28 protein-coding genes, 2 pseudogenes and 1 other annotated feature are annotated in these 24866 nt (G+C 55.3%); of the genes and pseudogenes, 27 read left to right on the top strand and 3 right to left on the bottom strand.

Annotated elements, in window-relative coordinates; translation table 11 throughout:
• Positions 1-7: 7 nt before the first annotated feature.
• Positions 8-1063 carry a type IV pilus twitching motility protein PilT gene (locus tag ACR1UW_RS14090; protein WP_498933792.1) on the top strand — a complete coding sequence of 352 codons (1056 nt, stop codon included), beginning with the start codon at positions 8-10 and terminating at the stop codon, positions 1061-1063.
• Positions 1050-2261 carry a type II secretion system F family protein gene (locus tag ACR1UW_RS14085; protein WP_498935318.1) on the top strand — a complete coding sequence of 404 codons (1212 nt, stop codon included), beginning with the start codon at positions 1050-1052 and terminating at the stop codon, positions 2259-2261. Before ACR1UW_RS14090 ends, ACR1UW_RS14085 begins: the two co-directional genes overlap by 14 nt.
• A gap of 64 nt (positions 2262-2325) precedes the next feature.
• Here ACR1UW_RS14085 and ACR1UW_RS14080 read toward each other — a convergent pair.
• Positions 2326-2625 (bottom strand): annotated as a pseudogene (locus ACR1UW_RS14080) (zinc ribbon domain-containing protein); the annotation flags it as partial.
• A gap of 117 nt (positions 2626-2742) precedes the next feature.
• Between ACR1UW_RS14080 and ACR1UW_RS14075 the strand changes: the two are divergent.
• The 24 genes and pseudogenes from ACR1UW_RS14075 (at position 2743) to pheA (ending at position 21429) form a co-directional block, all read left to right on the top strand.
• A pseudogene (locus ACR1UW_RS14075) lies at positions 2743-3929 on the top strand (IS701 family transposase).
• A 146-nt stretch (positions 3930-4075) separates the two neighbouring features.
• A complete protein-coding gene (locus ACR1UW_RS14070; protein WP_095859729.1) occupies positions 4076-4537 on the top strand; it encodes a prepilin-type N-terminal cleavage/methylation domain-containing protein in 462 nt (153 codons plus the stop codon).
• Between the two features lie 20 nt (positions 4538-4557).
• A complete protein-coding gene (locus tag ACR1UW_RS14065) occupies positions 4558-5304 on the top strand; it encodes a prepilin peptidase (protein WP_498933789.1) in 747 nt (248 codons plus the stop codon).
• A gap of 21 nt (positions 5305-5325) precedes the next feature.
• Entirely contained in the window at positions 5326-6264 is a 939-nt protein-coding gene (gene pilM, locus ACR1UW_RS14060) for a type IV pilus biogenesis protein PilM (protein ID WP_498933787.1), read from the top strand.
• A complete protein-coding gene (locus ACR1UW_RS14055; protein WP_498933785.1) occupies positions 6254-6829 on the top strand; it encodes a PilN domain-containing protein in 576 nt (191 codons plus the stop codon). The genes pilM and ACR1UW_RS14055 overlap by 11 nt, the downstream gene beginning before the upstream one ends.
• The gene (locus tag ACR1UW_RS14050) at positions 6826-7545 is read left to right on the top strand and encodes a pilus assembly protein PilO (protein WP_498933783.1); all 720 of its coding nucleotides are present in this window, start codon (positions 6826-6828) and stop codon (positions 7543-7545) included. Before ACR1UW_RS14055 ends, ACR1UW_RS14050 begins: the two co-directional genes overlap by 4 nt.
• Positions 7546-7566: 21 nt before the next feature.
• Positions 7567-8028 carry a type II secretion system protein gene (locus tag ACR1UW_RS14045; protein ID WP_498933781.1) on the top strand — a complete coding sequence of 154 codons (462 nt, stop codon included), beginning with the start codon at positions 7567-7569 and terminating at the stop codon, positions 8026-8028.
• Positions 8029-8143: 115 nt separating this feature from the next.
• A complete protein-coding gene (locus tag ACR1UW_RS14040; RefSeq protein ID WP_047819373.1) occupies positions 8144-9259 on the top strand; it encodes a hypothetical protein in 1116 nt (371 codons plus the stop codon).
• A 110-nt stretch (positions 9260-9369) separates the two neighbouring features.
• Positions 9370-9957 carry a Maf family protein gene (locus ACR1UW_RS14035; protein WP_033010594.1) on the top strand — a complete coding sequence of 196 codons (588 nt, stop codon included), beginning with the start codon at positions 9370-9372 and terminating at the stop codon, positions 9955-9957.
• Between the two features lie 139 nt (positions 9958-10096).
• Positions 10097-10777, top strand: a complete 681-nt coding sequence (gene radC / locus ACR1UW_RS14030) for a RadC family protein (RefSeq protein ID WP_050367613.1) — start codon at positions 10097-10099, stop codon at positions 10775-10777.
• Positions 10778-10937: 160 nt separating this feature from the next.
• Entirely contained in the window at positions 10938-11960 is a 1023-nt protein-coding gene (locus ACR1UW_RS14025) for a rod shape-determining protein (RefSeq protein ID WP_498933777.1), read from the top strand.
• 19 nt (positions 11961-11979) lie between these two features.
• Positions 11980-12846, top strand: coding sequence for a rod shape-determining protein MreC (mreC, locus tag ACR1UW_RS14020; protein ID WP_033010591.1), 867 nt, complete (start codon positions 11980-11982; stop codon positions 12844-12846).
• Positions 12843-13361, top strand: a complete 519-nt coding sequence (mreD, locus tag ACR1UW_RS14015) for a rod shape-determining protein MreD (protein ID WP_049624755.1) — start codon at positions 12843-12845, stop codon at positions 13359-13361. The genes mreC and mreD overlap by 4 nt, the downstream gene beginning before the upstream one ends.
• Before the next feature lie 49 nt (positions 13362-13410).
• A complete protein-coding gene (gene minC / locus ACR1UW_RS14010; protein ID WP_162839632.1) occupies positions 13411-14094 on the top strand; it encodes a septum site-determining protein MinC in 684 nt (227 codons plus the stop codon).
• 2 nt (positions 14095-14096) lie between these two features.
• Entirely contained in the window at positions 14097-14900 is an 804-nt protein-coding gene (gene minD / locus ACR1UW_RS14005; protein ID WP_033010585.1) for a septum site-determining protein MinD, read from the top strand.
• A 253-nt stretch (positions 14901-15153) separates the two neighbouring features.
• On the top strand, positions 15154-15921 hold the full coding sequence (locus ACR1UW_RS14000; RefSeq protein WP_047818802.1) for a M23 family metallopeptidase: 768 nt from the start codon (positions 15154-15156) through the stop codon (positions 15919-15921).
• Complete coding sequence (locus ACR1UW_RS13995) at positions 15914-16774, top strand: M50 family metallopeptidase (protein ID WP_100658942.1); 861 nt, start codon at positions 15914-15916, stop codon at positions 16772-16774. Before ACR1UW_RS14000 ends, ACR1UW_RS13995 begins: the two co-directional genes overlap by 8 nt.
• A 145-nt stretch (positions 16775-16919) precedes the next feature.
• Positions 16920-16999 (top strand) — a sequence feature (ribosomal protein L21 leader region).
• Positions 17000-17014: 15 nt separating this feature from the next.
• Positions 17015-17323, top strand: coding sequence for a 50S ribosomal protein L21 (gene rplU / locus ACR1UW_RS13990; RefSeq protein WP_033010949.1), 309 nt, complete (start codon positions 17015-17017; stop codon positions 17321-17323).
• 1 nt (position 17324) lies between these two features.
• The gene (locus ACR1UW_RS13985; protein ID WP_033010951.1) at positions 17325-17657 is read left to right on the top strand and encodes a ribosomal-processing cysteine protease Prp; all 333 of its coding nucleotides are present in this window, start codon (positions 17325-17327) and stop codon (positions 17655-17657) included.
• A gap of 15 nt (positions 17658-17672) precedes the next feature.
• Complete coding sequence (gene rpmA / locus ACR1UW_RS13980) at positions 17673-17963, top strand: 50S ribosomal protein L27 (protein ID WP_008881065.1); 291 nt, start codon at positions 17673-17675, stop codon at positions 17961-17963.
• A gap of 177 nt (positions 17964-18140) precedes the next feature.
• Entirely contained in the window at positions 18141-18701 is a 561-nt protein-coding gene (locus ACR1UW_RS13975) for a Spo0B C-terminal domain-containing protein (RefSeq protein ID WP_498933772.1), read from the top strand.
• 94 nt (positions 18702-18795) lie between these two features.
• Positions 18796-20097 (top strand): GTPase ObgE, encoded by a 1302-nt coding sequence (gene obgE / locus ACR1UW_RS13970; RefSeq protein WP_033014266.1) that lies wholly within the window; start codon positions 18796-18798, stop codon positions 20095-20097.
• Between the two features lie 18 nt (positions 20098-20115).
• Positions 20116-20559, top strand: coding sequence for a transcriptional regulator ThrR (locus ACR1UW_RS13965; protein WP_033010955.1), 444 nt, complete (start codon positions 20116-20118; stop codon positions 20557-20559).
• 21 nt (positions 20560-20580) lie between these two features.
• Complete coding sequence (gene pheA / locus ACR1UW_RS13960) at positions 20581-21429, top strand: prephenate dehydratase (protein ID WP_498933769.1); 849 nt, start codon at positions 20581-20583, stop codon at positions 21427-21429.
• Between the two features lie 69 nt (positions 21430-21498).
• Here pheA and ACR1UW_RS13955 read toward each other — a convergent pair whose 3' ends face one another.
• Positions 21499-22038, bottom strand: a complete 540-nt coding sequence (locus ACR1UW_RS13955) for a transcription repressor NadR (protein ID WP_237420631.1) — start codon at positions 22036-22038, stop codon at positions 21499-21501.
• On the bottom strand, positions 22035-23180 hold the full coding sequence (locus ACR1UW_RS13950; protein ID WP_498933767.1) for an IscS subfamily cysteine desulfurase: 1146 nt from the start codon (positions 23178-23180) through the stop codon (positions 22035-22037). Before ACR1UW_RS13950 ends, ACR1UW_RS13955 begins: the two co-directional genes overlap by 4 nt.
• Positions 23181-23284: 104 nt before the next feature.
• Here ACR1UW_RS13950 and nadB point away from each other — a divergent pair, with 104 nt between their 5' ends.
• Positions 23285-24841 (top strand): L-aspartate oxidase, encoded by a 1557-nt coding sequence (gene nadB, locus ACR1UW_RS13945; RefSeq protein ID WP_044744808.1) that lies wholly within the window; start codon positions 23285-23287, stop codon positions 24839-24841.
• Positions 24842-24866 lie beyond the last annotated feature (25 nt).

The following is a 24866-nucleotide window of genomic DNA, read 5'->3' as shown; positions in this document are numbered from 1 at the left end:
GAGATGGATGAAGGAAAAGCTTGAGGCGTTATTGCGCGCGGCCTTTGAATGCCGCGCTTCCGACGTGCATTTAACCGTCGGCGCGCCGCCGATTTTTCGCGTGAACGGGGAGTTGAGAGCTTACGGCCATGAGCGCCTGCATCCGGAGGAAACAGAGCAAATGGCGAAAGCCGTCATTCCGGCGCCGCTTTGGCAGCAGTTTCAGGAAACCGGAGAGCTTGATTTTTCGTATGGCATTGCCGGCGTTTCCCGCTTTCGCTTAAACGTGTTTAAACAGCGGTCATGCGTGTCGCTCGCCGTGCGCCTCATCCCGATGCGCATCCCAACGCTGGAGGAGCTTGGCCTGCCGGATGTCTTAAAGCGCATCGCCGAAAAGCCGCACGGACTCGTGCTTGTCACCGGACCGACCGGCAGCGGCAAATCGACGACATTGGCGGCGATGATCGACTATATGAACAAAACGATGTCGAAACATATCATCACGCTGGAAGATCCAATCGAGTATTTGCATAAACATGGGAAATCGATCATCGACCAACGCGAGGTGGGATTCGACACTGGCAGTTTTGCCGCCGGATTGCGCGCTGCGCTTCGTCAAGATCCAGACGTCATTTTAGTCGGGGAAATGCGTGATTTGGAAACAATCCAAACGGCAATCACCGCCGCGGAAACGGGCCATTTAGTGCTTGGCACGCTTCATACGGCGAGCGCGCCGGCGGCGATTGAGCGGATGATTGACGTCTTTCCGCCGGCCCAGCAGGCGCAAATCCGGCTGCAGCTTGCTTCCGTGCTCGTGGCCATCATCGCTCAGCGCTTGTTTCCAAACAGACACAAAACCGGGCGGACGGCAACGCTGGAAATTTTAGTGAACAATGCGGCCGTCGCCAACTTAATCCGCAACGAAAAAGAACATCAAATCATCAACATTATGCAAACGAGCCGCAGCATCGGCATGCAGACGATGGAAATGAGCGTTAAGGAGCTTGCAGCCGATGGGCGCATCGATCCGCTGGCGGCTGAAGTGTATTTGGCGGGGGAGCGTGGGGACGATGGCGCAGTTTAAGTACGAGGGGCGCGACCGAAACGGACGGAAAAAAGCTGGAGTGATCAATGCCGTTTCGCGGCGCGAGGCGGCGGCAAAGCTTCGGGAAAAAGGAATTCGCCCGCTGGCGCTTGCCGAAGTGCCGCCGTCCATATGGAACAAAGAAATTTCGTTTGGCCGCGCCGTCAAACTGCAGCACTTTGTCATCTTTTTGCGCCAGTTCGCAACGCTTGTGCGCGCCGGAGTGACGATCGTCGATTCGATCCGCATTTTGGCGGAGCAAACGGAAAGCAAGCCGCTCGCTAAGACGCTTCTTGACATCGAACAGTCATTGCGCGGCGGGAACCCGCTCTCAGCGGCAGCGGCGAATCATCCGCGCATCTTTCCGCCGCTGTTTGTCAATATGGTGCGCGCCGGTGAAGCGAGCGGCACGCTCGATGAAACGCTCGACCGGCTTGCCGACCATTTTGAAAAAATGCATCGGACGCGGCAAAAAATCGCCTCGGCGCTCGCCTATCCGATTGCTGTTGCCATCATTGCCACCGCGGTCGTTATTTTTTTGCTTGTCGCCGTTGTGCCAACGTTCGTCGAAATGTTCGCCGAGTTTCACGCCGAGCTGCCGGCGATTACGAAGTTTGTGCTCAAGGCAAGCAGTGTGATGCAGCAGTATTGGTGGGCCGTCGTCCTGCTTTTTGCCGGCGTGTACGCATCGTTTGTGGTTCTTCGGCGGCAAAAGACAACGAAGTACTATTTGGATTATGCCGCCCTGCGGATGCCGATTTTTGGCACGCTCGTGCAAAAAGCGGCGCTCGCCCGCCTGACGCGGACGCTCAGCTCGCTTGTTGCAAGCTCGGTGCCGATTTTAGAGGCGCTTTCTATCGCCGGGCGCGTCGTGGAAAATGAAGTGATCGCATCTGTGCTGGCTGAAGCGCGAACCTCCCTCGAGCGCGGGCAATCGCTCTCGGAGCCGCTTCGCCGCCATTGGGCGTTTCCGCCGCTCGTTGCGCAAATGATCACGATCGGCGAACAGACCGGTGCGCTTGACGCCATGCTCGGCAAAGTCGCCGATTTTTACGAAGCGGAAGTCGATGCGGCCACCGACCGATTGAAATCGCTCATCGAGCCGCTCATGATCGTGCTGCTCGCCGGCGTCGTCGGGACGATCGTCACTTCGATCATCGTGCCGATGTATGATATTTTCAACCATATTCAACAGTGAACTACCCCCACTTAATTTTCTAGTGAAAATTTGAAGTGGGGGCTTCCAAAGAAGTTTGACTGCTTCAAGCAATCCTTATTCTTTGAGGCGTGTCCACTTCGCCGCTAGAGCATAAGACACTCAGGTCTACAGCTTTACTTTTCTTTAAGATGTTTAATGCGCCATTGACATCAGCATTAATTAGTTTGCCAGACTTTGTTCGATACAAGCCGCGCTTAATACGTTTGCCGCTGAACGTATATTCTTTTGGATTGTCGGCATTATATTCAGGAATCTCATCGCCGTCAAAAAAGCTGGCTTGAGACGTATATGATTCTTCCTGTTTCAAGAATTCAATGCCGTAAAATTCACAAAGATATTCTACTGTAGATGAGTAAATTCACTGACATAAATTGACAACTAAACAAAAAAGGAGACATGAACCCGATTCCTTGGTTAGAATAGATGTACCACCAACTATCCACAAGGAGGTTCATGTCTCATGAATAGATTAGCACATCACCAAGGAATCCACAAGTTTTTCTTCACGCTGGGGTTGACGCTGCAGCTTTCCAAACCGGTCATCAAGCATCTCATTCATATTGTCGATGCCTTGACCACCAAGGGATTCTCGGGAACATTGACTGATATTCATTACTGGAGCTTTCATCCGAATCATCGAACGACGCTCCGTCACTTTTTCACGAAAAGCCCTTGGAACGAGGAAAGGCTGCTTGGGAAGCTTCAAGAGTGGATCCTTTCCCAGGTCGAACGACTGGCCAAACGGAAGAATCAACCCCTTTTTGTTTCGATTGATGATACGATTTGCCAAAAAACAAAGCCTTCGTCACGGGCTGTGCACGCCATTCAAGGGTGCGACTGGCACTACTCGCATAAAGATCATCAATCGGTCTGGGGCATTCGCTCGTTTGGCTGATGGTGCACACCTTCACGCAGGCGTTCCCATTTGCGTTCCGCCTGTATGACAAGAAGGAGGGAAGAAGCAAAATCGACCTGGCGATCGAGATGCTTTCCTCGCTCAAGGTGAAGCGGGCTCAGCCGGTGTATGTGCTCATGGATTCGTGGCATCCGTCCAAAAAGCTCATTGAAGCCTGCTTGAAACAGGGATTCCATGTCATCGCGATGCTCAAGACGAACCGGATTCTCTACCCGAAAGGCATCGCCATCCAAGCCAAGCAGTTCGCCCGCTATATCGAGTCCAAAGACACCCGCCTCGTCACGGTGGGGCAGGAGCGTTATCGCGTGTATCGCTATGAGGGGGCCATCCATGGCCTCGATGACGCGGTGGTGCTGCTGGCTTGGAAGGCGGATCAGCCGATGGCGCCGGAACATCTTCATTGCATCTTGAGCACCGACCGGGAACTCGGGGACGAAGACATCTTGCGTTACTACGCCCAGCGCTGGACGATCGAGTGCTTTTTCCGGCAGGCGAAAGATCAACTGAAGCTGGATGGATACCGCGTTCGCCACATTCGGGCGGTGAAACGGTATTGGGCGGTGGTGCTGTTGGCCTGCGTGTACAGCATCGCCGAATCCCGACAAAACCTCTCCACCGGGCTGGAGCTTCTTCGGTCGCGGAAAGACCACAGCGTCGTCGAGTTCATTTATGACGCTGCGAAGCAAGAGATTCCTATTGATGTGATCAAAAAACAGCTCCGTATCGCGTAAGGGGTACCCTGTTTGTCTCTCTAACCATGGAAATTATTGTAATGAAAAATGCTCATCTACAGATAAGAATATATTCCTATTTTTCTTCCTATGTTGTAGAATAATAGGGAAAACAGGCTAAAAATGAAAGAAAGGGAGAGTGAACTATGTTCAAACGGATGTTGAAAAACGAGCGCGGCTTGACGCTCATCGAACTGCTCGCCGTCATCGTCATTTTAGGGATTATCGCGGCGATTGCCATTCCGGCGATCGGCGCCATCATGGACAACTCGAAAAAAGACGCCCACATCGCCAATGCGAAGCAGATTGCGAGCGCGGCGCGGCTAGCCATTGCGGCGGATAATAACACGAAAACGAGTTACACGTTGAAACAATTATATGATGATGGATATTTGGAAAACATTCCGAAATCTCCAGGGAAGCATTCGACAAAGAAGTATAATAAAGATAAAAGCAAAGTAGACATTGTAAAAGAAACAGATAAAAATAACAACGTCACGGGCATTCTATACAAAGTAACACTCGTGGATGGTGACGGAAAGTTTGTTTACATTGACGGCTCCAAAGATGTAAATGAATTGACGCGTAAGGATGTGAATCTGGAATAAGGAGTTAATTTGTTGTACAAATGATACTTTTTATCATTTTTCTTTATTCCCTCCTCCTCGCCTCGTTCTTTAACGTTGTCGGGCTGCGGGTGCCGGCCGGGGAGTCGATCGTCCGCCCGCGGTCGCATTGTCCGGCGTGCGGACGGACGCTATCGGCGAGGGAGCTCATTCCGGTTGTGTCGTATGTCGTGCAGCGCGGGCGGTGCAAAGGGTGCGGGGGGCGCATCTCCCCCCTTTACCCGGCGATGGAATTGGCCACCGCTGCCTTGTTTACGGCCGCGCCGATGTGGGTCGGCTGGAGCGGGCGGCTCGTTGTGGCGTGGACGTTGATCAGCTTGTTTGCCATCATTGTCGTCTCCGATCTTCGCTACATGCTCATCCCCGACCGGGTGCTTTTGGTGTTTGCCGGTTTGTTTTTGGTTGAGCGGCTTGTGATTCCGTTTTTGCCGTGGGCCGATATGCTCCTTGGGGCGGCGGTCGGATTTTCGCTTTTATGGCTGATCGCCGTTTTGTCCAAAGGCGGGATGGGGGGCGGCGATGTGAAGCTGTTTGCCGTGCTTGGGTTTGTGCTCGGTTGGAAAATGGTGTTGCTCGCGTTTTTCTTGGCGACGTTGTACGGAACGGTGATCGGGCTTGTCGGCATGGCGTTGGGCCGCGTGCGGCGCGGCAAGCCGATGCCGTTTGCGCCGGCGATCGCACTCGGGGCGTTGACCGCGTTTTTCTTCGGAGAAGCGATCGTGCGCGCGTATATTTCACTCATGATGTAAAGACGGCAGAAAGGAAGCGGAATGAAGATGGCGTTATGGCGGCGAAAGGCGAAACAGGCGAACATCATCATCAAAGATCATGTCCTGCGCTATGTGGAAGCAAAGCCGGGGCAGCCGCCCGAGGCGAGGCGATGGGGCGAGCGAGCCTTGCTGCCCGGCATCATCCGCGATGGAAAAATCGCCGATCGGGAAACGTTGGCGATGATTTTGGACGAATGTGTTGACGAATGGAAACTTGACGGGCGGCGTGTCCGCTTTGTCGTTCCCGATCCGTTTGTGATGATCCGCCATTTGCCGCTTCCCGCTCATTTGCCGGACGAGGACATCCGCGGCTATTTGTTTATGGAGCTTGGTGAATCGATTCCGATTCCGTTCGCCGATCCGGTGTTTGACTACGTCGTGGCCGAGAGAACAAGCGAGGCGCTGAACGTGCTGTTGTTTGCCGCGCCGGAAGAGGCGGTGGCCGAATATGCGGCGCTCTTGGAAGACGCCGGCCTGCGCCCGGTGGCGGCCGATGTGTCCCCGCTTTGCGCCTATCGCCCGTTTTTTGTTGCCGGACAAGCCGCGGCGGACGACCACATTTTGCTTGTCCAGTTTGACGAATCGGCTGTCAATTTGAGCGTCTTCCACCGCCATTTGCCGCAGTTTATGCGCCATGTGCCGCTTGAGGCGCCTGGGGAGCCGACGGCGGCGATCGTCGACCCGTTTATTGACGTGTATAAAGAAATCGAGCGGATGATGAGCTTTTATTCGTTTTCCATCCAGCAAGGAAAACAGCAAATTACGCGCCTCTTCCTCACCGGCGACCATCCGCGGCTTGACGATGTGTTTGCCGTTATGTCAGAGCGGCTTGATGTGCCGCCGGAGCGGCTTTCTCGCTCGCTTGATCCGTTGCCGGACCGTTATCATCTCGCCTGGGGATTGGCGTTGAAAGAAGGAATGGCTGACCATGATCGTTGACATCAACTTGCTGCCGCGCAAAGAGCCGCGCCGTGCGTCGGGCGCCGTGCTGGCGGCCTTCGCGGTTTTTCTTCTGCTGCTTGGCGCTGGGGGAGGCTACTGGCTGATGGAGCGTGCGAATCAACGGCTCGCGGCGCTTGAAGGGGAGCTTCGGCAAGTGCGCGCCGAGCAGGCGGCGATGGAGGCGAAGGGAAAAACGACGGAGCAGCAGCAAGCTGAGCAAGAGCTTGCTAAAGCGGTCGAATGGGCGAACCGTTATCCGCTCAAAACGGTGCCGCTGTTGCGTGCGTTGGCCAAACAACTGCCGGAGCGCGGCTTTATCATGAACTTTTCGTATGCCGGCCAAAAGACGGTGACGATGACAGTGCAGTTTGATGCGGCGGAAGAAGCGGCCTATTATTTAGATCGGCTTGAGGAAGTTCATTTGGTCAAAGCCGTCAAATTGACCGGCATCTCGGCCAGCGGCGAAAGCGGCGGGGCAGAGGGGGAAACGATCGTGCCGCGGTATATCGCGCAATATGAGCTGGAACTTCAGCCGACAGGAAAAGAGGGGGACAACGAATGATGGGCCGTTTTGGAAAATGGCCGCTCGTGTTTACCGGGGTGTTTCTTCTTGCCGCTCTTTTGTTTGCCGCTTTCTATGTTTTTGTGCTCATGCCGCGCTACGAACAAATGGATCGGCTCGAGGCGGTCGTACAAAGCGAGAAAAACGTGTTGGCTGCAATGAAAAAGCAGGCGGCGGGGAATCGAGAAGAAACGGCAGAGAGCCTGGCGGCTTTGCAGAGGAAAGTGCCGGTGCGCCCGTTCGCCGACCAACTGTTGCTGGCGTTTCAAAAAGCGGAATATATTTCTGACAGCCGGCTATTGAGCGTCAGCTTCGCTGAAGGGCAAGGAACCGGAGAATCTCCTTCGCAAGGGAACGCGAATGGAGCGGAAAGCAAGGCGTCCGGAGACAAGGCGTTGATTCCTCCAAGCAGCATCCAGTCTGTCATCGCCCAATTGACAGTGCAGTCCCCCTCCTATTACCAGCTTGAACGGTTTTTAGAGGTGCTTGAGCACTCTGAGCGCATTTTGGCGGTGGAAGGATTGACGTTTACCGGCCCGCCGGAGTTGACGTCCACCGCTGTCGACGTGCAACCGCTCGCCTATTCCATCAATGTCCGCGCCTTTTACGCGCCACAGCTTGAGAAATGGAAGCAGCTCATTCCCATCCGCGATGTCCCTCCGCCAAGCGGTAAAGACAATCCGCTCGTGGAGGTGGCGCCGTCTTCGAACCGATAGAGAGGATGGTGGAAGTCCGATATGCTCATTCGCATGAAGAGGGGAATGACCCTCATCGAGCTCTTGGCTGTGCTTGTGATCATCGGCATGGTGGCGATGATCGTCGGTCTTGCTATGTGGACGGTGATCGACCGTGCGCGCGAGCGGGCGTTTGTTTCCAATGCGTATGGACTATATGAAGCGGCGCGGCTGTATGTCGGCGCGGAAAAAGTGGAGTTTTTGCCAGCCCGTTCTTCTGCCATATTGTCGTATGGGGAATTGGTGGGCAACGGTTTGCTGGATCCAATCGAAGATCCGTTTACCGGAAATGTATTGTCGCCGGAAACAAACCCATCATACGTGCTTGTGACGAAGCGGGAAGACGGCGGGATCGATTACGCCGTTTGCTTGAAAGGGGAGACGAAGCAGCTTTGCGCCTATGAGGGGCGCGAGCAGCCGATTCCTGTCGAAGCGCTGGGGACGGAGATGATTCGTGACCGATAATGTCGGAAAATGAAGAAAAGAAGCAGGAACAAGGCGACAAATGTCTTGTTCTTTTTTTTCTCTTTATGGTAAGATAGGCGAAAGAAATCGAAGTGTGAAAAAGGACGGTGGCAAAATGGACAAGCAGCGTCCGGGCATTACGGTGAACATTAACGGACAATCGCGGCCGTTTACCATTGAACAACCATCGGACGAGCAACAGGATGAACCCGGCGGACAGAAGCACAGAGCGGCTTCGCCGGCCGCTTCTTCCGTTGGTGGAACCTCGGTCGGACATCTTTCGCTCAGCCCTCGGCAGGGGGGCAGCCTTCCAGACGGTGGAGATGCAACGGATCGCGGGCGCAACGGCGGACAAGAAACGAAAACAGAAGTGATGGCCGTTGCTGAAAAGGAGGGGGCTGCCGCTATGGAAGCTGATGAACCGATCTTTTCCGTTTCAGAGGCAGTCCCCAAGAAGAAAGTCGGCAAAACGCGCCGGCCGTGGCTGCCGTCGCACGTCAAGCCGCTGTTTCTCGCGGCGGCAGTCGCGGCGCTGGTCGGCATGGCATTTGGCATGGTGATGCTTCGTCTTGTCCCGAAGGAAAAAGCGGAGCCATCGCCGGCGGCGGAAGCGTTGACAGAACTGACGGAGGATGGAGCGGTTTCGGGCAGAGGACGTGCGGAAAGCGAGTTGCCCGCCCCGTTTTCGGTCGCTGTCATTCAGGCCGGCGTCTACTCAAATGCGGATTCGGCGGCGCGGGCAGCCGAATCGATTCGACAGGCCGACGTGCCGGTCGTGGTGGCTGGAAAACAGCCGGCGGCTCTCTATATTGCGGTTGGCGCGGATAAGGAAGCGCTGCGGGCGGTCAACGACCAATACCGAGGAGCGGTGCCGAGCACGTACGTGAAGGAGCTGTCGTTTGCGGCCGACACGAAGGCGCGCCGGTCGGATATCGTCCAAAAAGGAGAGGCGCTATACGGAAGCATGGCAGCAGTTTCCGCCGCTTTGCTCGCCGGCAAGGATGTGAGCGACGGGGAATGGAAGGCGCTGAGCAAGGTGTACGGCTCGTTTGAAAAAAGCGAAACACCCAACGACAACACGGTCAAGAAATATGCCGAGTCGCTGAAGCAGGCGTATTTGGCGCTTGTTGCCTACAAGGAGGGTGAGGAAAAAGAGCTGCTGAACAAAACCCAGCAGCTGCTGCTTGAGGCGCTTGCCGTTTACATGGAGTTGGTTCCCCTGCGGAGCTGAACGGCTCCGTTTTTTGTTTTTTCGCCCGCCTGCAGAAATTGCCTTTCACCGCAAAATTTGCTACGATACAAATGAATCTTCCGAACCGAAACGAAGAAAGGAGAATGACGATGCCCCCACGGTTCGTGCTTGCCTCTCGTTCCCCGCGCCGCAGGCAAATCCTCGAGCTGGCCGGCTGGGCGTTTGACGTGCAGGAAAGCCAGGCCGATGAGACGATCCCCCCCGGAATGCCGCCCGACGCAGCCGTTCAATTGCTGGCCCGCCGGAAAGTGGAAGCGGTTGCGCCGTCTGCGCCCGGTGCCTTCGTTCTTGGCGCCGACACGATCGTCGTGTGCAACGGACGCTTGTTGGGAAAACCGCGCACCGAAACAGAAGCGTTTGACATGCTGCGGCTTTTGTCCGGACGAACGCATGATGTTTGGACCGGTGTCGCGATCGCGGCGCCGCACGGGAAGACTGTGTCATTCGCTGAAAAAACAGCGGTGACGTTTTGGGAGTTGAGCGATGAGGAAATCACATCCTACATCGCCACCGGAGAGCCGATGGACAAGGCGGGGGCGTACGGCATTCAAGGCCGGGCTGCCTTGTTTGTCAGGCGGATTGAGGGGGATTATTTGACGGTCGTCGGCTTGCCGCTGTCGCGGACGGTACGGGAGCTGCGCCGGCTTGGATGGCCGCCTTACGGAATGGAGACGTGATTGTTTCAGCAAAGGATGTTCAGTCTGGGGCTTCGCCATGGCCGCGAGACGGTATGGGGACGCGATGTGGCCAAGCAGCTGGGCGCCTGCAGCGCGCCAGCCGTTTGGTCGAACAAAAATACGAAAAGGGAGGAATACAATGGCGTGGATGATCCGCGATGTGCCGAAAGATAGCCGTCCGCGCGAACGGCTGTTGTCGTCGGGGCCGGAAAGCTTGGCAGACCATGAACTGCTGGCGATTTTGTTGCGCACCGGAACGAAGGACGAGTCGGTCGTGCAGCTTGCCCAACGCTTCCTTCGCCACTTTGAAGGGCTAAGGCTGCTCAAAGACGCAACAGTGGAAGAAATGACGAATATTAAAGGAATCGGGCCGACAAAAGCGGCGCAAATTTTGGCGGCGTTGGAACTCGGCCGCCGCATCCACCAATCCGGCTATAACGACCGCTATGTGATCCGCTGCCCGGAGGACGGAGCCAAATATGTGATGGAAGATATGCGGTTTTTGTCGCAAGAACATTTTGTTGCGATTTATTTGAATACAAAAAACCAAGTTATTTATCGCAAAACGGTGTTCATCGGCAGCTTAAACGCTTCAATTGTCCACCCGCGCGAAGTGTTTAAAGAGGCGATCAAACGATCCGCCGCCTCTGTCATTTGCGTGCACAACCACCCCTCCGGTGATCCAACCCCAAGCCGCGAAGACATCGATGTCACCAAACGGCTCGCGGAATGCGGCCGCATTATCGGCATCGAGCTGTTGGACCATCTTATCATCGGCGATCAAAAATTCATCAGTCTGAAAGAAAAAGGCTATGTCTAACGGTTCTCATTTTTTGTCGAATCAGTTATAATATCAACTATGAGTTTTTCCGAATCCGTTTAGGCGGTGCTGTACAATTTATAAATGACTGACATCCGACCAATTTGGCCAATAGAAAAATGATAATACGCATTTCGTTTCGGAAAGGAAGATCAACGATATGTTTGGGATTGGAACGAAAGATCTTGGGATCGATTTAGGGACAGCGAACACGCTTGTTTATGTCAAAGGAAAAGGGATCGTCTTGCGCGAGCCGTCCGTCGTCGCCATTCAGCGCGACACGAAGCAAATTGTTGCGGTCGGCAACGAGGCGAAAAACATGATCGGGCGCACGCCGGGCAACATCGTGGCGCTTCGTCCGATGAAAGACGGCGTCATCGCCGATTATGAAACGACGGCGACGATGATGAAATATTTCATTCGCAAGGCCGTCAAAACGAAAGGGTTGTTTGCCAGCAAGCCGTATGTGATGGTATGCGTGCCGTACGGCATCACGGCCGTAGAGGAGCGGGCGGTCATCGATGCGACGCGCCAGGCCGGAGCGCGCGACGCCTATACGATTGAAGAGCCGTTTGCGGCTGCAATCGGCGCTAACTTGCCGGTATGGGAGCCGACTGGCAGCATGGTCGTCGACATCGGCGGCGGCACGACCGAAGTGGCGGTCATTTCGCTCGGCGGCATCGTGACGAGCCAGTCGATCCGCATTGCCGGTGATGAAATGGATGAGGCGATCATTCAATACATTCGCAAGTCGTATAACCTCATGATCGGCGAACGGACAGCCGAGGCGATTAAAATGGAAATCGGTTCAGCCGGAAATCCGGAAGGAATCGGAAACATGGAAATTCGCGGCCGCGACTTGCTCACTGGGCTGCCAAAAACGATCGAAATCAGCGCCGAAGAAGTGGCTGAGGCGCTTCGCGACACGGTTTATGCCATTGTGGAATCCGTGAAAAACACGCTTGAAAAAACGCCGCCGGAGCTGGCGGCCGACATTATGGACCGCGGCATCGTGCTGACAGGCGGCGGCGCTTTGTTGCGCAACTTGGACAAGGTCATCAGCAAAGAGACGGACATGCCGGTCATCGTCGCCGAAAATCCGCTTGATTGCGTGGCCATTGGCACCGGGAAAGCGCTCGACCACATCGACTTGTTCAAAAACAAGGCGAGAGACCATCGCTGACGGTAAGAAGGTGTGACGCATGCCACAGTTTTTCGGAAATAAGCGTCTCATTTTTTTGCTTGTCAGCATCGTCATTCTCGTCATGTTGATCGGGTTTTCGCTGCGCAGCCGCGAGCAACTGACGTGGCCGGAGCAGTTTGTGAAAGACACGGTTGGTTTTGTCCAGCTTCTGTTCGGGAAGCCTGCGCAAGTGGTCGCGGGCTTCCTTGAAAATGTGAGCGACCTTCGCCATACATATGAGGAAAATCAATTGCTGAAGGCGAGGCTTGAGGAGTATGCGGCGCTGCAGGCCGAAGTGGAGTCGCTGCGCCAGGAAAACGAACGGTTGCGGGCGCTTCTCGATAAAAAAGAGAGTTTGCGCGATTTTATCCCCATTCAAGCGACCGTGATCGGACGGAATCCAGACCGTTGGCGGGAGACGGTGATCGTCAACAAAGGTGCGCAACACGGGGTGAAAAAAGATATGGCCGTCATTACCCCGGCTGGACTTGTCGGCAAAGTGCAGCATGCTTCCCAATTCACATCCACCGTCCAGCTGTTGAGCGCGCTTGACCAAAACAACCGCATTTCCGCGTATGTCCAAGGAAACGAAAATGTATTCGGCTTAATTGAAGGATATGACAGCAAACGACGCGAACTGATCCTTGGCGAAATTCCAATTGACGCCAAAGTGAAGGAGAAGCAAAAAGTATTGACTTCCGGCCTCGGCGGCGTGTTTCCAAAGGGATTGCCGATCGGTGAAGTGACGGAAGTCAAACCGGATCAGTACGGGCTGACGCAAGTCATCTATGTCAAGCCGTTTGCCAACTTGTACGATGTGGACGACGTTATGATTGTGAAACGGACGATCGATGCAACACTGCAAGAAGAGGAGGAGGCAAAGTGAATAAGTGGCGTCTCCCTTTCCTTGCGGTGTTATGTTTTGTCAGTGAAAGCATTTTGGTTGATGTATGGCCGAAAGGCGATGTATACATCCGGTATTTTTTTGTTCCCCGCTTTTTTCTCATTTTTTTGGTGCTGATGGCTGTGCACTTCGGCGGAACGCGGGCGATGGGATACGGGGTTGTTTTCGGGTTTCTGTATGATTGCGTCTATACGGAGCTGCTCGGCGTTTACGCGTTTGCCTATGCGCTCATCGCCTATGGAGCGGGCAAAGTGATGAGATGGTTTCACCAGAACTGGCTCGTTCTTTTTTTGTTGTCGTTGTTGGCTGTCGCGGTGCTTGACAGTTATGTGTACGGCATCCAGCTGTTGATCGGACGGACGGATTGGCCGTTTGCCGTCTTTTGGGGGCGCCGCTTATGGCCAACGCTGCTGTTAAACGCCGTGTTTTTGCTCGTCTTTTTGCACCCGCTTGAACGGTGGATGGCAAAAATTCGCCGGTCGGAGCAGGAAGAATAAAAGAGGAAAAACGGCCCGTTTTGTAGAATTATTCGTTGGGGTGAACGTTGTGGCAAAGCAAAAGCAGCAGTACGTGACGATTAAAGGGACGAAAGACGGGCTGACGCTGCAGTTGGATGACCGCTGTTCGTACGAGGACTTGTTGAAAGAAATCGAAGAGCGGCTCATCAAACGCGCCGGCGTTGCGCCAAACAGTCCGCTCGTCTCCGTGCATCTCAAAGTCGGGAACCGTTACTTGACGCCCGAACAAGAAGAGGAGCTGCGCGCGCTCATCCGCCGTTCCAAAAACTTGGTCGTCGATTCAATCGAAAGCAATGTCATATCGAAAGCGGAAGCGCTCGAATGGGTGCAAAAAATGAAAATTTCGGCTGTCCCGCGCATCGTCCGTTCCGGGCAAGTGCTTCATGTCGAAGGGGATTTGCTGCTGATCGGCGACGTCAACCCTGGCGGAACAGTCATCGCCGGGGGGAACATTTTCATCCTCGGCGCTTTGCGCGGCATTGCTCATGCTGGGTATAGCGGGAACAAAGAAGCTGTCATCGCCGCGTCGGTGATGAAGCCGATGCAGCTGCGCATCGGCGATGTGATGAACCGCGCTCCCGACTACAAAACGGACGAAGGAAATGAAATGGAATGCGCTTATGTTGATGAACATAACCAGATTGTTGTCGACCGCTTGCAGCTGCTCATGCATTTGCGGCCGAATTTGACGCGCTTAGAAAGGAGAATGTGACCGTGGGAGAAGCGATCGTCATCACTTCCGGGAAAGGCGGCGTCGGCAAAACGACGACGACCGCGAACCTTGGGACGGCCCTTGCCATTTTGGGGAAGCGGGTGTGCCTGGTCGATACGGACATCGGGCTGCGCAACCTTGATGTTGTGCTGGGGCTTGAAAACCGCATTATTTACGACTTAGTCGATGTCGTCGAAGGGCGCTGCACCGTGCAAAAGGCGCTTGTCAAAGATAAGCGGTTCGAGAACCACTTGTATTTGCTGCCGGCTGCGCAAACGAGCGATAAATCGGCGGTCAATCCGGGGCAGATGAAAGAGCTGATCGAGCAGCTGAAGCAAGAATACGACTATGTGCTCATCGACTGTCCGGCTGGCATTGAGCAAGGATACCGCAACGCCGTCGCCGGCGCGGATGAGGCGATCGTCGTCACGACGCCGGAAGTGTCGGCCGTCCGCGACGCCGACCGCATCATCGGCTTGCTTGAAGCGGAAGAGCACGTCAAGCCGCCGCGCTTGATCATCAACCGCATTCGCAGCCATATGGTGAAAAACGGAGATATGCTCGATGTCGATGAAATCGTCATGCATTTGTCGATCGAGCTGCTCGGCATTATCGTCGACGATGAAAACGTGATCAAAGCGTCGAACCGCGGCGAACCGATCGTGCTCGACCCTAACAGCAAGGCGTCGATCGCTTACCGCAACATCGCCCGCCGCATCCTCGGCGAATCGGTGCCGCTGCCGCCGCTTGAGGAAGAGGAGAAAGGGTTGTTCTCAAAGATTCGAAAAATATTTAGCCTGAAATAGAGGAATGAGGGCAATTCCGGTAGGGAAATTGCCCTTTTTGTTTTGCCCCTCGTCTGTGCCAAGCGCCGCCAAGCTGTGCGAAAAGCCTGCTTTTCACCGCCTTTTGAGTCGCAAACCATCATTTTTCGCCGCCGCGGCTGATCACGTCTGCACCGATGGGCAGATTCAGCACCGCGAAAAACGCCTGCTCATATTCAAACGGGTTGTCTCATAAACTAGTACAAACGTTGTTAGAAAGGTGGAGGGGGGACGTATGGACCGACGCGTTCGGGAGATGAAAAAACGGATTGAACAGCGGCGGAAAGAGCGCCGTTACCAGGTGCGGGAACGAAGGGAACCGGAGTGGGGGATGGCGGATGAAGAGCGGTACGGGCTGCCGGTCGTTACGTACGACCGCTATTCGTTTGAATCGGGGCCGCACCCGCTGTTCCGCAAAGAGTGGTTTCTTTTTCAAACGCTCATCGCCGCTTGCCTTGTGCTCGTCACCGCCATTTTGTTCAAACATCCGTCCGCTTCGCTCGAGCCGGCCCGGCAGTTTGTCGCTCGGACGATGGAGACGGAATTTCAGTTCGCCGCTGTCTCGGCTTGGTATGAACAAACGTTTGGCGAGCCGCTCGCCTTTTTTGCACCGAAAAAAGAACAAGAAACAAAAACTGCCTCATCATACGCGGTGCCCGCATCCGGCCGCGTGCTGGAGAGCTTTGAAAAAAACGGCCAAGGGGTGATGATTGAAACCGCAAACGGCGAAAGTGTGGAAGCGATGAAAGAAGGGATCGTCACCTTTGCCGGCATGAAAGAGAATCTCGGGAAAACAGTCGTCATTCAGCATGCCGACGGCAGCGAGACGTGGTATGGCCATTTAGGGACGATATCGGTGAAACTATACGATTTTGTCGAAATGGGAAAAGAGATCGGCACCGTCCAAGCGAGCGAAACGGATAACCAAAAAGGGCTGTTTTATTTTGCCATTAAGCAGGGAGATAAATTTATTGACCCCATCCAGGTGATCTCCTTTGAATAAGTATATCGGGCTGCTTGGCAAACTGCACGTTCATCCGTTGTTATGGCTGATCGGCGGCATGGCGGTGCTGACCGCCCATTTTAAGCAGCTTTGTTTGCTGTTTTTTATCGTCCTTGTTCATGAGCTCGGCCATGCGGCGGCCGCGGCGTTTTTTTCGTGGCGGGTGAAACGGATTTTGCTGCTGCCGTTTGGCGGGGTAGCGGAAGTGGAAGAGCATGGAAACCGGCCGTTTCGCGAGGAGTGGATCGTGACGCTCGCCGGGCCGGCGCAGCATCTTTGGCTCGGGGCCGCAGCGTTTTTTTTCTGGAAGGCCGGTTGGATGGATGACGGGAGCTGGGAATTGTTTTTTCGTTATAACGTTGCTGTTTTCGGGCTGAACCTGCTGCCGGTTTGGCCGCTTGATGGCGGCAAACTGTTGTTTTTGCTGCTTTCGTATCGCCGCCCGTTCAGTGAGGCGCACCGGAATATGGTCGCCATCTCAGCGGCGGTGCTCGTTGCCGGCGTGATCCTTTTGCTCGTCGCGGCGCCGCGCCAGTTGGAGTTGTGGGTGATCGCCACTTTTTTGGCGCATGCCGTCTGGCAGGAGTGGAAGCAGCATCCGTATATCGTGATGCGCTTTTTGCTTGAACGGTATTACGGAAAAAAAGGCGACTATACAAGGCTGCAGACGATCACCGCCTCCGCCGAGGAGCGCATCTCGGCCGTGCTGCACCGCTTTTACCGTGGACAAAAGCATGCGATCGTGGTCACTGGCGGGAGCGGCGAGCGGATGACGCTCGATGAAAATGAGCTGCTGCATGCGTTTTTTGCGGAAAAGCGGACCGACGCGCCGCTAGGTGCACTCATTTATTAAAGCGGCGACCGCCGCTTTTTTGTTGGCTTTTGTGGGGAAAATAGTGGTTGACGATGGGCTGTTTCTATGTTACTATAAATGACGTTGTAGACTTTTTGTCCCTTTCGGAAAGGACAAAAGAGGGCGGCTGTCGCAAAAAGACGCACCCGTACTACAACCGCTCAGCGCGGGTTGTGAAGCGTTCCATCCGGAACCGCCTTGACGCTGGCGAGTCTGAGTATTATGAAGGAGGTGCGATGCATGTACGCAATTATCGAAACTGGCGGCAAACAATTGAAGGTGGAAGAAGGCCAAGAAATTTACATTGAAAAATTGGATGCCAATGAAGGCGATACGGTCACGTTTGACAAAGTGTTGTTCATCGGCGGGGAAACGGTGAAAATCGGAAACCCGACGGTCGAAGGCGCAACCGTGACGGCGAAAGTGCAAAAACATGGCCGGCAAAAGAAAATCATCGTCTTCAAATATAAAGCGAAAAAGAACTATCGCCGCAAACAAGGCCACCGTCAGCCGTACACCAAAGTCGTGATCGAAAAAATCAACGCATAAGATGATTCGCGTCACGATTGAACGGGAGGCGGACGGTTGCATTCGCGCGTTTACGATGGAAGGGCATGCCCATTTTGCGAAACGCGGAGAGGACATTGTATGCGCCGGTGCTTCGGCGGTTTCGTTCGGCACGATCAACGCCATTGAGGAGCTCACCGGTGTCCGCCCGAATGTGTCGCTCGGCCAAGACGGCGGCTATCTTCGCTGTGAGCTTCCGGAGCTGGAAGAAGCAGCGACGGCAGAAAAAGTGCAGCTTTTGCTCAAAGCGATGGTCGTCTCGCTGAAGACGATCGAACGCGATTACGGAAAATTCATCCGTGTAACATGGAAGTAGCAGGAGGTGACTGCCATGCTGAGACTCGATTTGCAATTTTTCGCTTCGAAAAAAGGGGTCGGTTCGACGAAAAACGGCCGCGACTCGATCGCGAAACGCCTTGGCGCGAAACGCGCTGACGGCCAATTCGTCACGGGCGGCTCGATTTTGTACCGCCAACGCGGAACGAAAGTCCATCCGGGCTTGAACGTCGGCCGTGGCGGCGATGACACGCTGTACGCCAAAATCGACGGCATCGTCCGTTTTGAACGGCTCGGCCGCGACCGCAAACGCGTGAGCGTCTATCCGGTCAGTCAAGAAGCGTAATATTGTTTCGAAAAACTCTAACCGTGGCGGTTAGAGTTTTTCTTTTTCCCCTCGAAAAACCGCTCCCGTTCGCTGTCAGAAAATGCTATAGTAAAAGTAAACTGTCCTCTCTAAAAAGGGAGAAGGAAACAACAGGCGGCGCGGGAAGCTGCGCTGCATTGAATAGGGGAGCGTTGCATGGAAAAGCGATGGACTGTCGTCGAAGTGATGCGCCATGCCCGCCATGACTGGCTGAACAAAATCCAGCTCATTAAAGGCCATTTGGCGCTCAATAAAGTGGAGCGGGTGCAAGAAATCATCAACGGCATTATCGGCGACGCGCAGCAGGAAACGCGGTTAACGAACTTAAAGGCCGAACGGTTTGCTGAGCTGATGATGACGTACAACTGGGAGCCGCACCCGATTTTTCTTGAGTATGAAATTGTCGGCGGCGAGGCTGATTTGTCGCCGTATGACGAACAATTGAGCGAATGGTGCCGCCGGTTTTTTGGTCTGCTTGAGGCGCAGGCCGATGAGCAGGCGGAAAACCATTTATGCGTGACGATTGAGATTGCGGATGGGCGGGTGGGGCTCTTTTTTGACGGCCGCGGCGCATGGCGGGATGGTGATGCCATTCGCGCCTGCCTCGAGCGCTGTGAGCCATCAGCACCGCTTCGGCTCGTGTCGTTTGCTGTCGGGGCGGACGAATTGACGGTGGAGCTCGAGCTGCCGCTCGGCTCCGGGTCGCCTTATTGGTAAGCACATATTGACAGCATTGAATTGGCTCTGTATACAATAATAAATATTAGCTACACTCATTTTGTCATGATGGAAGCGAATCGGAGGAACAGCCATGTTTGTCGATCAAGTGAAAATTTATGTAAAAGGCGGGGACGGCGGCAACGGCATGGTCGCGTTCCGCCGGGAAAAATACGTCCCGAAAGGCGGTCCGGCCGGCGGGGACGGCGGCAAGGGCGGCGACGTCGTCTTCGTCGTGGACGAAGGGCTGCGAACGCTAATGGATTTTCGCTACCAGCGCCATTTTAAAGCGCCGCGTGGCGAAAACGGCATGTCGAAAAACCAGCATGGGAAAAATGCGGAAGACCTGCTCGTCAAAGTGCCGCCTGGGACGGTCGTTATCGATGCCGATACAAATGAGGTGCTCGCCGATTTGACGGAAGCCGGACAGCGGTTTGTCGTCGCCAGAGGCGGGCGCGGCGGGCGCGGCAACACCCGGTTCGCGACTGCGGCCAATCCGGCGCCGGAAATCGCCGAAAACGGCGAACCGGGCGAAGAGCGAAACGTCATTTTGGAATTGAAGCTGCTTGCCGATGTCGGGCTTGTTGGCTTCCCAAGCGTCGGCAAATCGACGTTGCTGTCGGTTGTTTCCGCCGCGCGGCCGAAAATCGCGGAATATCATTTTACAACGCTTGTGCCCAACCTAGGCGTTGTCGAAACAGAAGACGGCCGCAGCTTTGTCATGGCCGACTTGCCGGGGCTGATTGAAGGCGCCCATCAAGGAGTGGGGCTTGGGCATCAGTTTTTGCGCCATATTGAACGGACACGCGTCATCGTCCATGTCATCGACATGGCGGCGGTGGAAGGACGCGACCCGTATGACGATTACGTCGTCATCAACGAGGAGCTGAAGCAATACAACTTGCGTTTGACGGAACGGCCGCAAATTGTCGCCGCCAATAAAATGGACATGCCAGGTGCCGAAGAAAACTTGCGCCGCTTCAAAGAGAAAGTCGGCGAGGCGGTGCCGGTCTTTCCAATTTCAGCCGCGACAAGGCAAGGGGTGCGCGAGCTTTTGTTTGCCATTGCGGATTTATTGGAAACAACGCCGGAGTTCCCGCTCCATGAACCGGAAGAGCCGGCTGTGCAGCGCGTCGTCTATAAGTATGAGAAAGAGAAGCCGCCGTTTACGATCACCCGCGGCAGCGACGGAGCGTTTATTCTATCTGGCGATAAAATCGAAAAGCTGTTGAAAATGACCGATTTCTCGCGTGAAGAATCGGTGCGCCGCTTCGCCCGCCAGCTGCGGGCCATGGGGGTGGACGATGCGCTGCGCGAGCGCGGGGCGCAAGACGGCGACACCGTCCGGCTGCTCGATTACGAGTTTGAGTTTGTCGACGACTGGGATGAACGGTAAAAAGCGGGGGAAGGTGCGGTGGAGAAAAAATTTTACTTGGTGCGCGAAGATGTCCTGCCGGAAGCGATGAAAAAAGTCGTGCTGGCTAAGCAGCTGCTTGAGCGGAAAAAAGCCGCCTCGGTCGCCGAGGCGGCGCAACTTGCGAACATCAGCCGCGGCGTCTTTTACAAATACCGCGACGCCATTTTTCCGTTTCAGGCGGTGACGAAAGAAAATATCGTGACGTTGTTTTTCCATTTGGAAGACCGCTCGGGCACGCTGTCACAGCTGCTTGGCGTCGTGGCGGCGGCCGGTTGCAACGTGTTGACGATCCACCAGACGATCCCGCTGCAAGGGCGGGCGAACGTGACGCTTTCCGTCAGTACGAACGATATGCATGAAGACATCGATGACCTGTTGGGGAAGTTGAGAAGGCTTGAATTTGTCGAAAAAGTGGAAATTGTCGGTTCAGGAGTGTATTAAAGCAAGGGAGAGGCAAACGAAATGAAAATCGGCTATTTAGGACCGAAGGCGACGTTTACCGAAGCGGCGGTCGCGGCGCTGTTTCCGTCGGAGTCGCGCGAGCCGTACAATACGATTCCCGACTGCATCGACGCCGCCGCCGCTGGGGAAATTAAGGCGGCCGTTGTGCCGCTTGAGAATGCATTGGAAGGGTCGGTCAACTTAACGCTCGATTATTTGATTCATGAACAGCCGCTGCCGATCATCGGCGAAATTGTCGTCCCAATCGAGCAGCATTTGCTTGTGCACCCGTATCATGCCCCACACTGGCGCGAAGTGAAAGAGGTGTACTCGCACGCACACGCCATCGCCCAATGCCGCAAATTTTTACATACGGTGCTCAAAGGCGCCAGTCAAGTGCCGATGACATCGACGAGCGCTGCCGCCAAATTTGTGAGCGAACACCCCCACTTGCCGGCGGCCGCGATCGCCAACCGGCTCGCTGCCAACGAATATGGGCTGGTGATCGTCCAAGAGAATATTCACGACTATGACTACAACCATACGCGCTTCATCGTTGTCAGCCGGCGGAATGAGCCGCTTTCGCCCAACTCGCCGCTTTATGCCGGCGACAAAACGACTGTCGTTGTGATGTTGCCGCAAGACCATCCTGGCGCGCTCCATCAGGTGCTGTCGGCGTTTGCCTGGCGGCGGCTCAACTTGACGAAAATTGAGTCGCGTCCGGCGAAAACAGGTCTCGGAAACTACTTTTTCATCATTGATATCGACGCGCCGCTCGACGAGGTGCTCATTCCGGGAGCGATCGCCGAAATCGAAGCGCTCGGCTGCACGGTGCAGCTGTTGGGCAGTTATCCATATTATTTTGCCTAAAACAGGTGAAAAACGCGAACGGTGTGTTCCTGTCCGCGTTTTTTTTCTTTACGTGCATGCGGTTTCCGTTTAGGCTTCAATTAAAAAGCCGGCTTGTTTCAAAGCGTGGCAGGCGGCATCCAGTTTCAGCGGTGAGTCGGCCTCAAGCGTATGCAAATGCGTCCCATCCGTCAACTGAAGCAAATACGACGATTTCGTCGCTTCGATTTTGGCGATAAACTGGTCCACTTCCAGGCGGTTGCTGACCATGATCGACGCGGTCAAGTCGCCGTAGACCGGATGTTCGATTTTGACGTCTTTCACCGTCACGCCGCAGTCCACGAGCAAATACAACTCTTCTTTCGTCTGTTCTGGCGTATGGAAGCAGGCGACCGTTCGCGTATACGTTTTGGCCGGCTCAGCCGGCTTTAAATACAGATATCCTTGGCTTGTCGCGATAATCGGTTCGTTGCGCGCCTTTAACAGCGAAATGTCTTGGACGATCACCTGGCGGCTGACGTTCGTTTTCGCCGCCAACTCGGCGCCGGTAAGCGGTGTGTCGCTTTCTTTCAGCCACTGCAAAATGAGCTGGCGCCTTGCTTCCCCTAAGATTTTCTTTTCCTCCTTCATCCTGTCCATCCCCCCTTTTGCGGCAAGATCATCTGTTCGAGCGTGGATACGAGTTCGTCAATGTCAGATTGTGTCGTCGCCATGCCGAAGGAGATGCGGACGAACTGCTTCGCTTCTTCCGGCGTTTTTCCGACGGCGATCATCGTCCGCGACGGCGCCTGCTGTCCAACCTGGCAGGCGCTGCCGGTGGAAATGGCGATGCCGGCGCGGTTGCATTCGAGCATCACCAGCTGCCCGTCCAACCCGTTAACGGTCAAACCGACAATGTGGGCGAGCCGGTAGTCGGGATGGCCTTCGACCGTGATCGGCAGCTGTTTGACGGTGATGGCGTCAAGCAGCCGACGGCGCAGCCGTTCGAAGTGCGCTTGCTCGCTTTCCATCCGATCGTACAGCTGCTTTGCGGCTGTGATGAAGGCGGCGATGCCCGGCACGTTGACCGTTCCCGGGCGAAAGCCGGATTCATGCGTCGCTCCCCGAAACACCGGACTCCAATGGCGGCGCGGATCGATATACACCGCTCCGACGCCTTTCGGCCCGTACACTTTATGGGCGGACACCGAGATGCTGTCAATCGCCATGGCTTTGACGTCTAGCTGTATTTTAGCAAAAGTTTGGACGCAATCGCTATGGAAAAGGACGCCGCGCGCCCGCAGCAGGCGGCCGATGTCGGCAAGCGGCTGGGTGGTGCCGATTTCCGAGTTGGCGTGCTGGATGGAAGCGAGAATCGTCTGCGGCGTGATCGCCCGCTCCAAATCTTCGAGACGGATGCGTCCAAAACGGTCGACCGGCAAGTAAGTGACACGGTACCCCTCTGTTTCCAACTGTTTGAACAGATGATGGAGAGAGGCGTGCTCGATTTCCGTCGTAATCAAATGATTTCCGTTCTGCCGGCGGGCGGCGACGAGCGAACGGACCGCGAGCACGTTCGCTTCCGTGCCGCCGCTTGTGAAATACACCCCTTCCGCTTCCCCGTTGATCATGGCGGCCAACTCGCGCCGGCATAAGGTGAGCAGTTGTTTTGCTTTCGTTCCGATGTCATGCAGGCTGCTTTCGTTGCCAAAATAAACAGCTGCTGCTTCGGCGTAGGCCGCAATGGCTTCTTGGCACATCGGTGTAGTCGCTGCATAGTCCAAATAAATCATCGTTTCCCGCCTCACTTCATTTTTTTCAGCAAACCTCTTGCCATTAGTTTAAATATGTGTAAATATAGATGTCAAGACAGGTGGAAAGAAAGGGGCGTCCAAACATGGGAGAAGGCGGCGTTGTGATTGTCGGCAGCGGGCTGGCGGCGTTAACGGTCGCTTACTATTTGCCGCGGCATGAAAATGTGATGATCTTCACAAAGAAAGGCCGATCGGACAGCAACTCATGGCGGGCGCAAGGCGGGGTGGCGGCGGCGTTGGCGGAAGGGGATGGCTGGCGCAGCCATTTTCACGATACAATGACCGCCGGTTGTCTCCATAACGATGAACGAATGGTTGAGCTCATCGTCCGCGAGGGGCCGGAGCGGCTGCAGGAATGGATGAACGCCGGCATGGCGTTTGATCTCGACGAATCAGGCCGGATTTCTGTCGGTCTTGAGGGCGGGCACAGCTTCCGCCGCATTTTGCATGCCGGCGGCGACCAAACCGGAAAGGCGCTCGTTTCGTTTTTGCTTCAGCAGCTGAATGACCGTGTGCCGATCGTCGAGGGGGAACAAGTGATTGACTTGTTGATCGAAGACGGCCGTTGCGTCGGGGTGAAAACGAAGCGGGAAGACGGCCGTGTTTCGGTCTGGCGTGCGTCCGCTGTCGTATTGGCGTCCGGCGGCTGCGCGGGGTTGTACACGTTTACTTCGAATGCGCCAACGGCAACAGGCGACGGCATTGCCATGGCGTATCGCGCCGGTGCGGCGGTGGCGGATATGGAGTTCATCCAGTTTCATCCGACGATGTTGGCCGCCATGGGAAAAGCGGTCGGGCTTGTATCGGAGGCGGTGCGCGGCGAGGGAGCGGTGTTAGAGACGGAAGACGGGCGGCGCGTGATGGACGGCGTCCATCCGCTTGGCGATTTGGCGCCGCGCGATATCGTCGCGCGCGCCATCGCTGCCGAGATTGACCGCGGCGGCTGCGTCTATTTGAATATTTCCGCTGTCCCCCATTTTCGCCGCCGCTTTCCCACGATTGCCGCGCTGTGCGAAGCGCATGGGATCGATTGGGAAGCCGGCCGGCTTCCGGTCGTGCCGGGCGCCCACTTTGTCATGGGCGGCATCGTCGTCAATGAGTGGGGGCAGACGACCGTACCCGGTTTATACGCTGTCGGGGAAGCGGCATGCACCGGCGTGCACGGCGCCAATCGGCTCGCGAGCAACTCGTTGCTTGAAGCGATCGTCTTTGGATTCCGTGCGGCCTGCGCCATCCGCCGTCAAGCAGCGTGGCCGGAAACGGTGCACCGAGCGGATTCATCCAGCCCGCGTCGTTTGATTGTACCACGGCTGCCAGAGCGGGCGTTGCTCCGCGAACAGCTGTCAACGTTTGTCGGCATCGTCCGCAACGGCGATCGGCTTCGCGAAGCGGTCGACTGGTTGGAACAGTTTTCGTTGCCGGATTGGCTGGATGGCGACCTTGAACGATTGTCGGCAGAGGAGATTGAAACAGGATATATGTTGCTAGTGGGCTGGCTTGTCGCTTCATCAGCGCTTGGGCGCACGGAAAGCCGCGGCGGCCATTACCGGAGCGATTTTCCGCGTGAACGCCCGGAGTGGCGGGGGCGGCGCCTCGTGCGGACGAAAGAAGAGTGGGCCCGCCTTGGGGCTGGGAGGTAAAGCGGCAAAGAAAACGGAGGGATGA

The sequence above is a fragment of the Geobacillus lituanicus genome (assembly GCF_050994965.1).
GTDB lineage: Bacteria > Bacillota > Bacilli > Bacillales > Anoxybacillaceae > Geobacillus > Geobacillus stearothermophilus.
The sequence above is the reverse complement of the archived record's forward strand: the minus strand, read 5'-3'. Positions and strand labels throughout refer to the sequence as shown.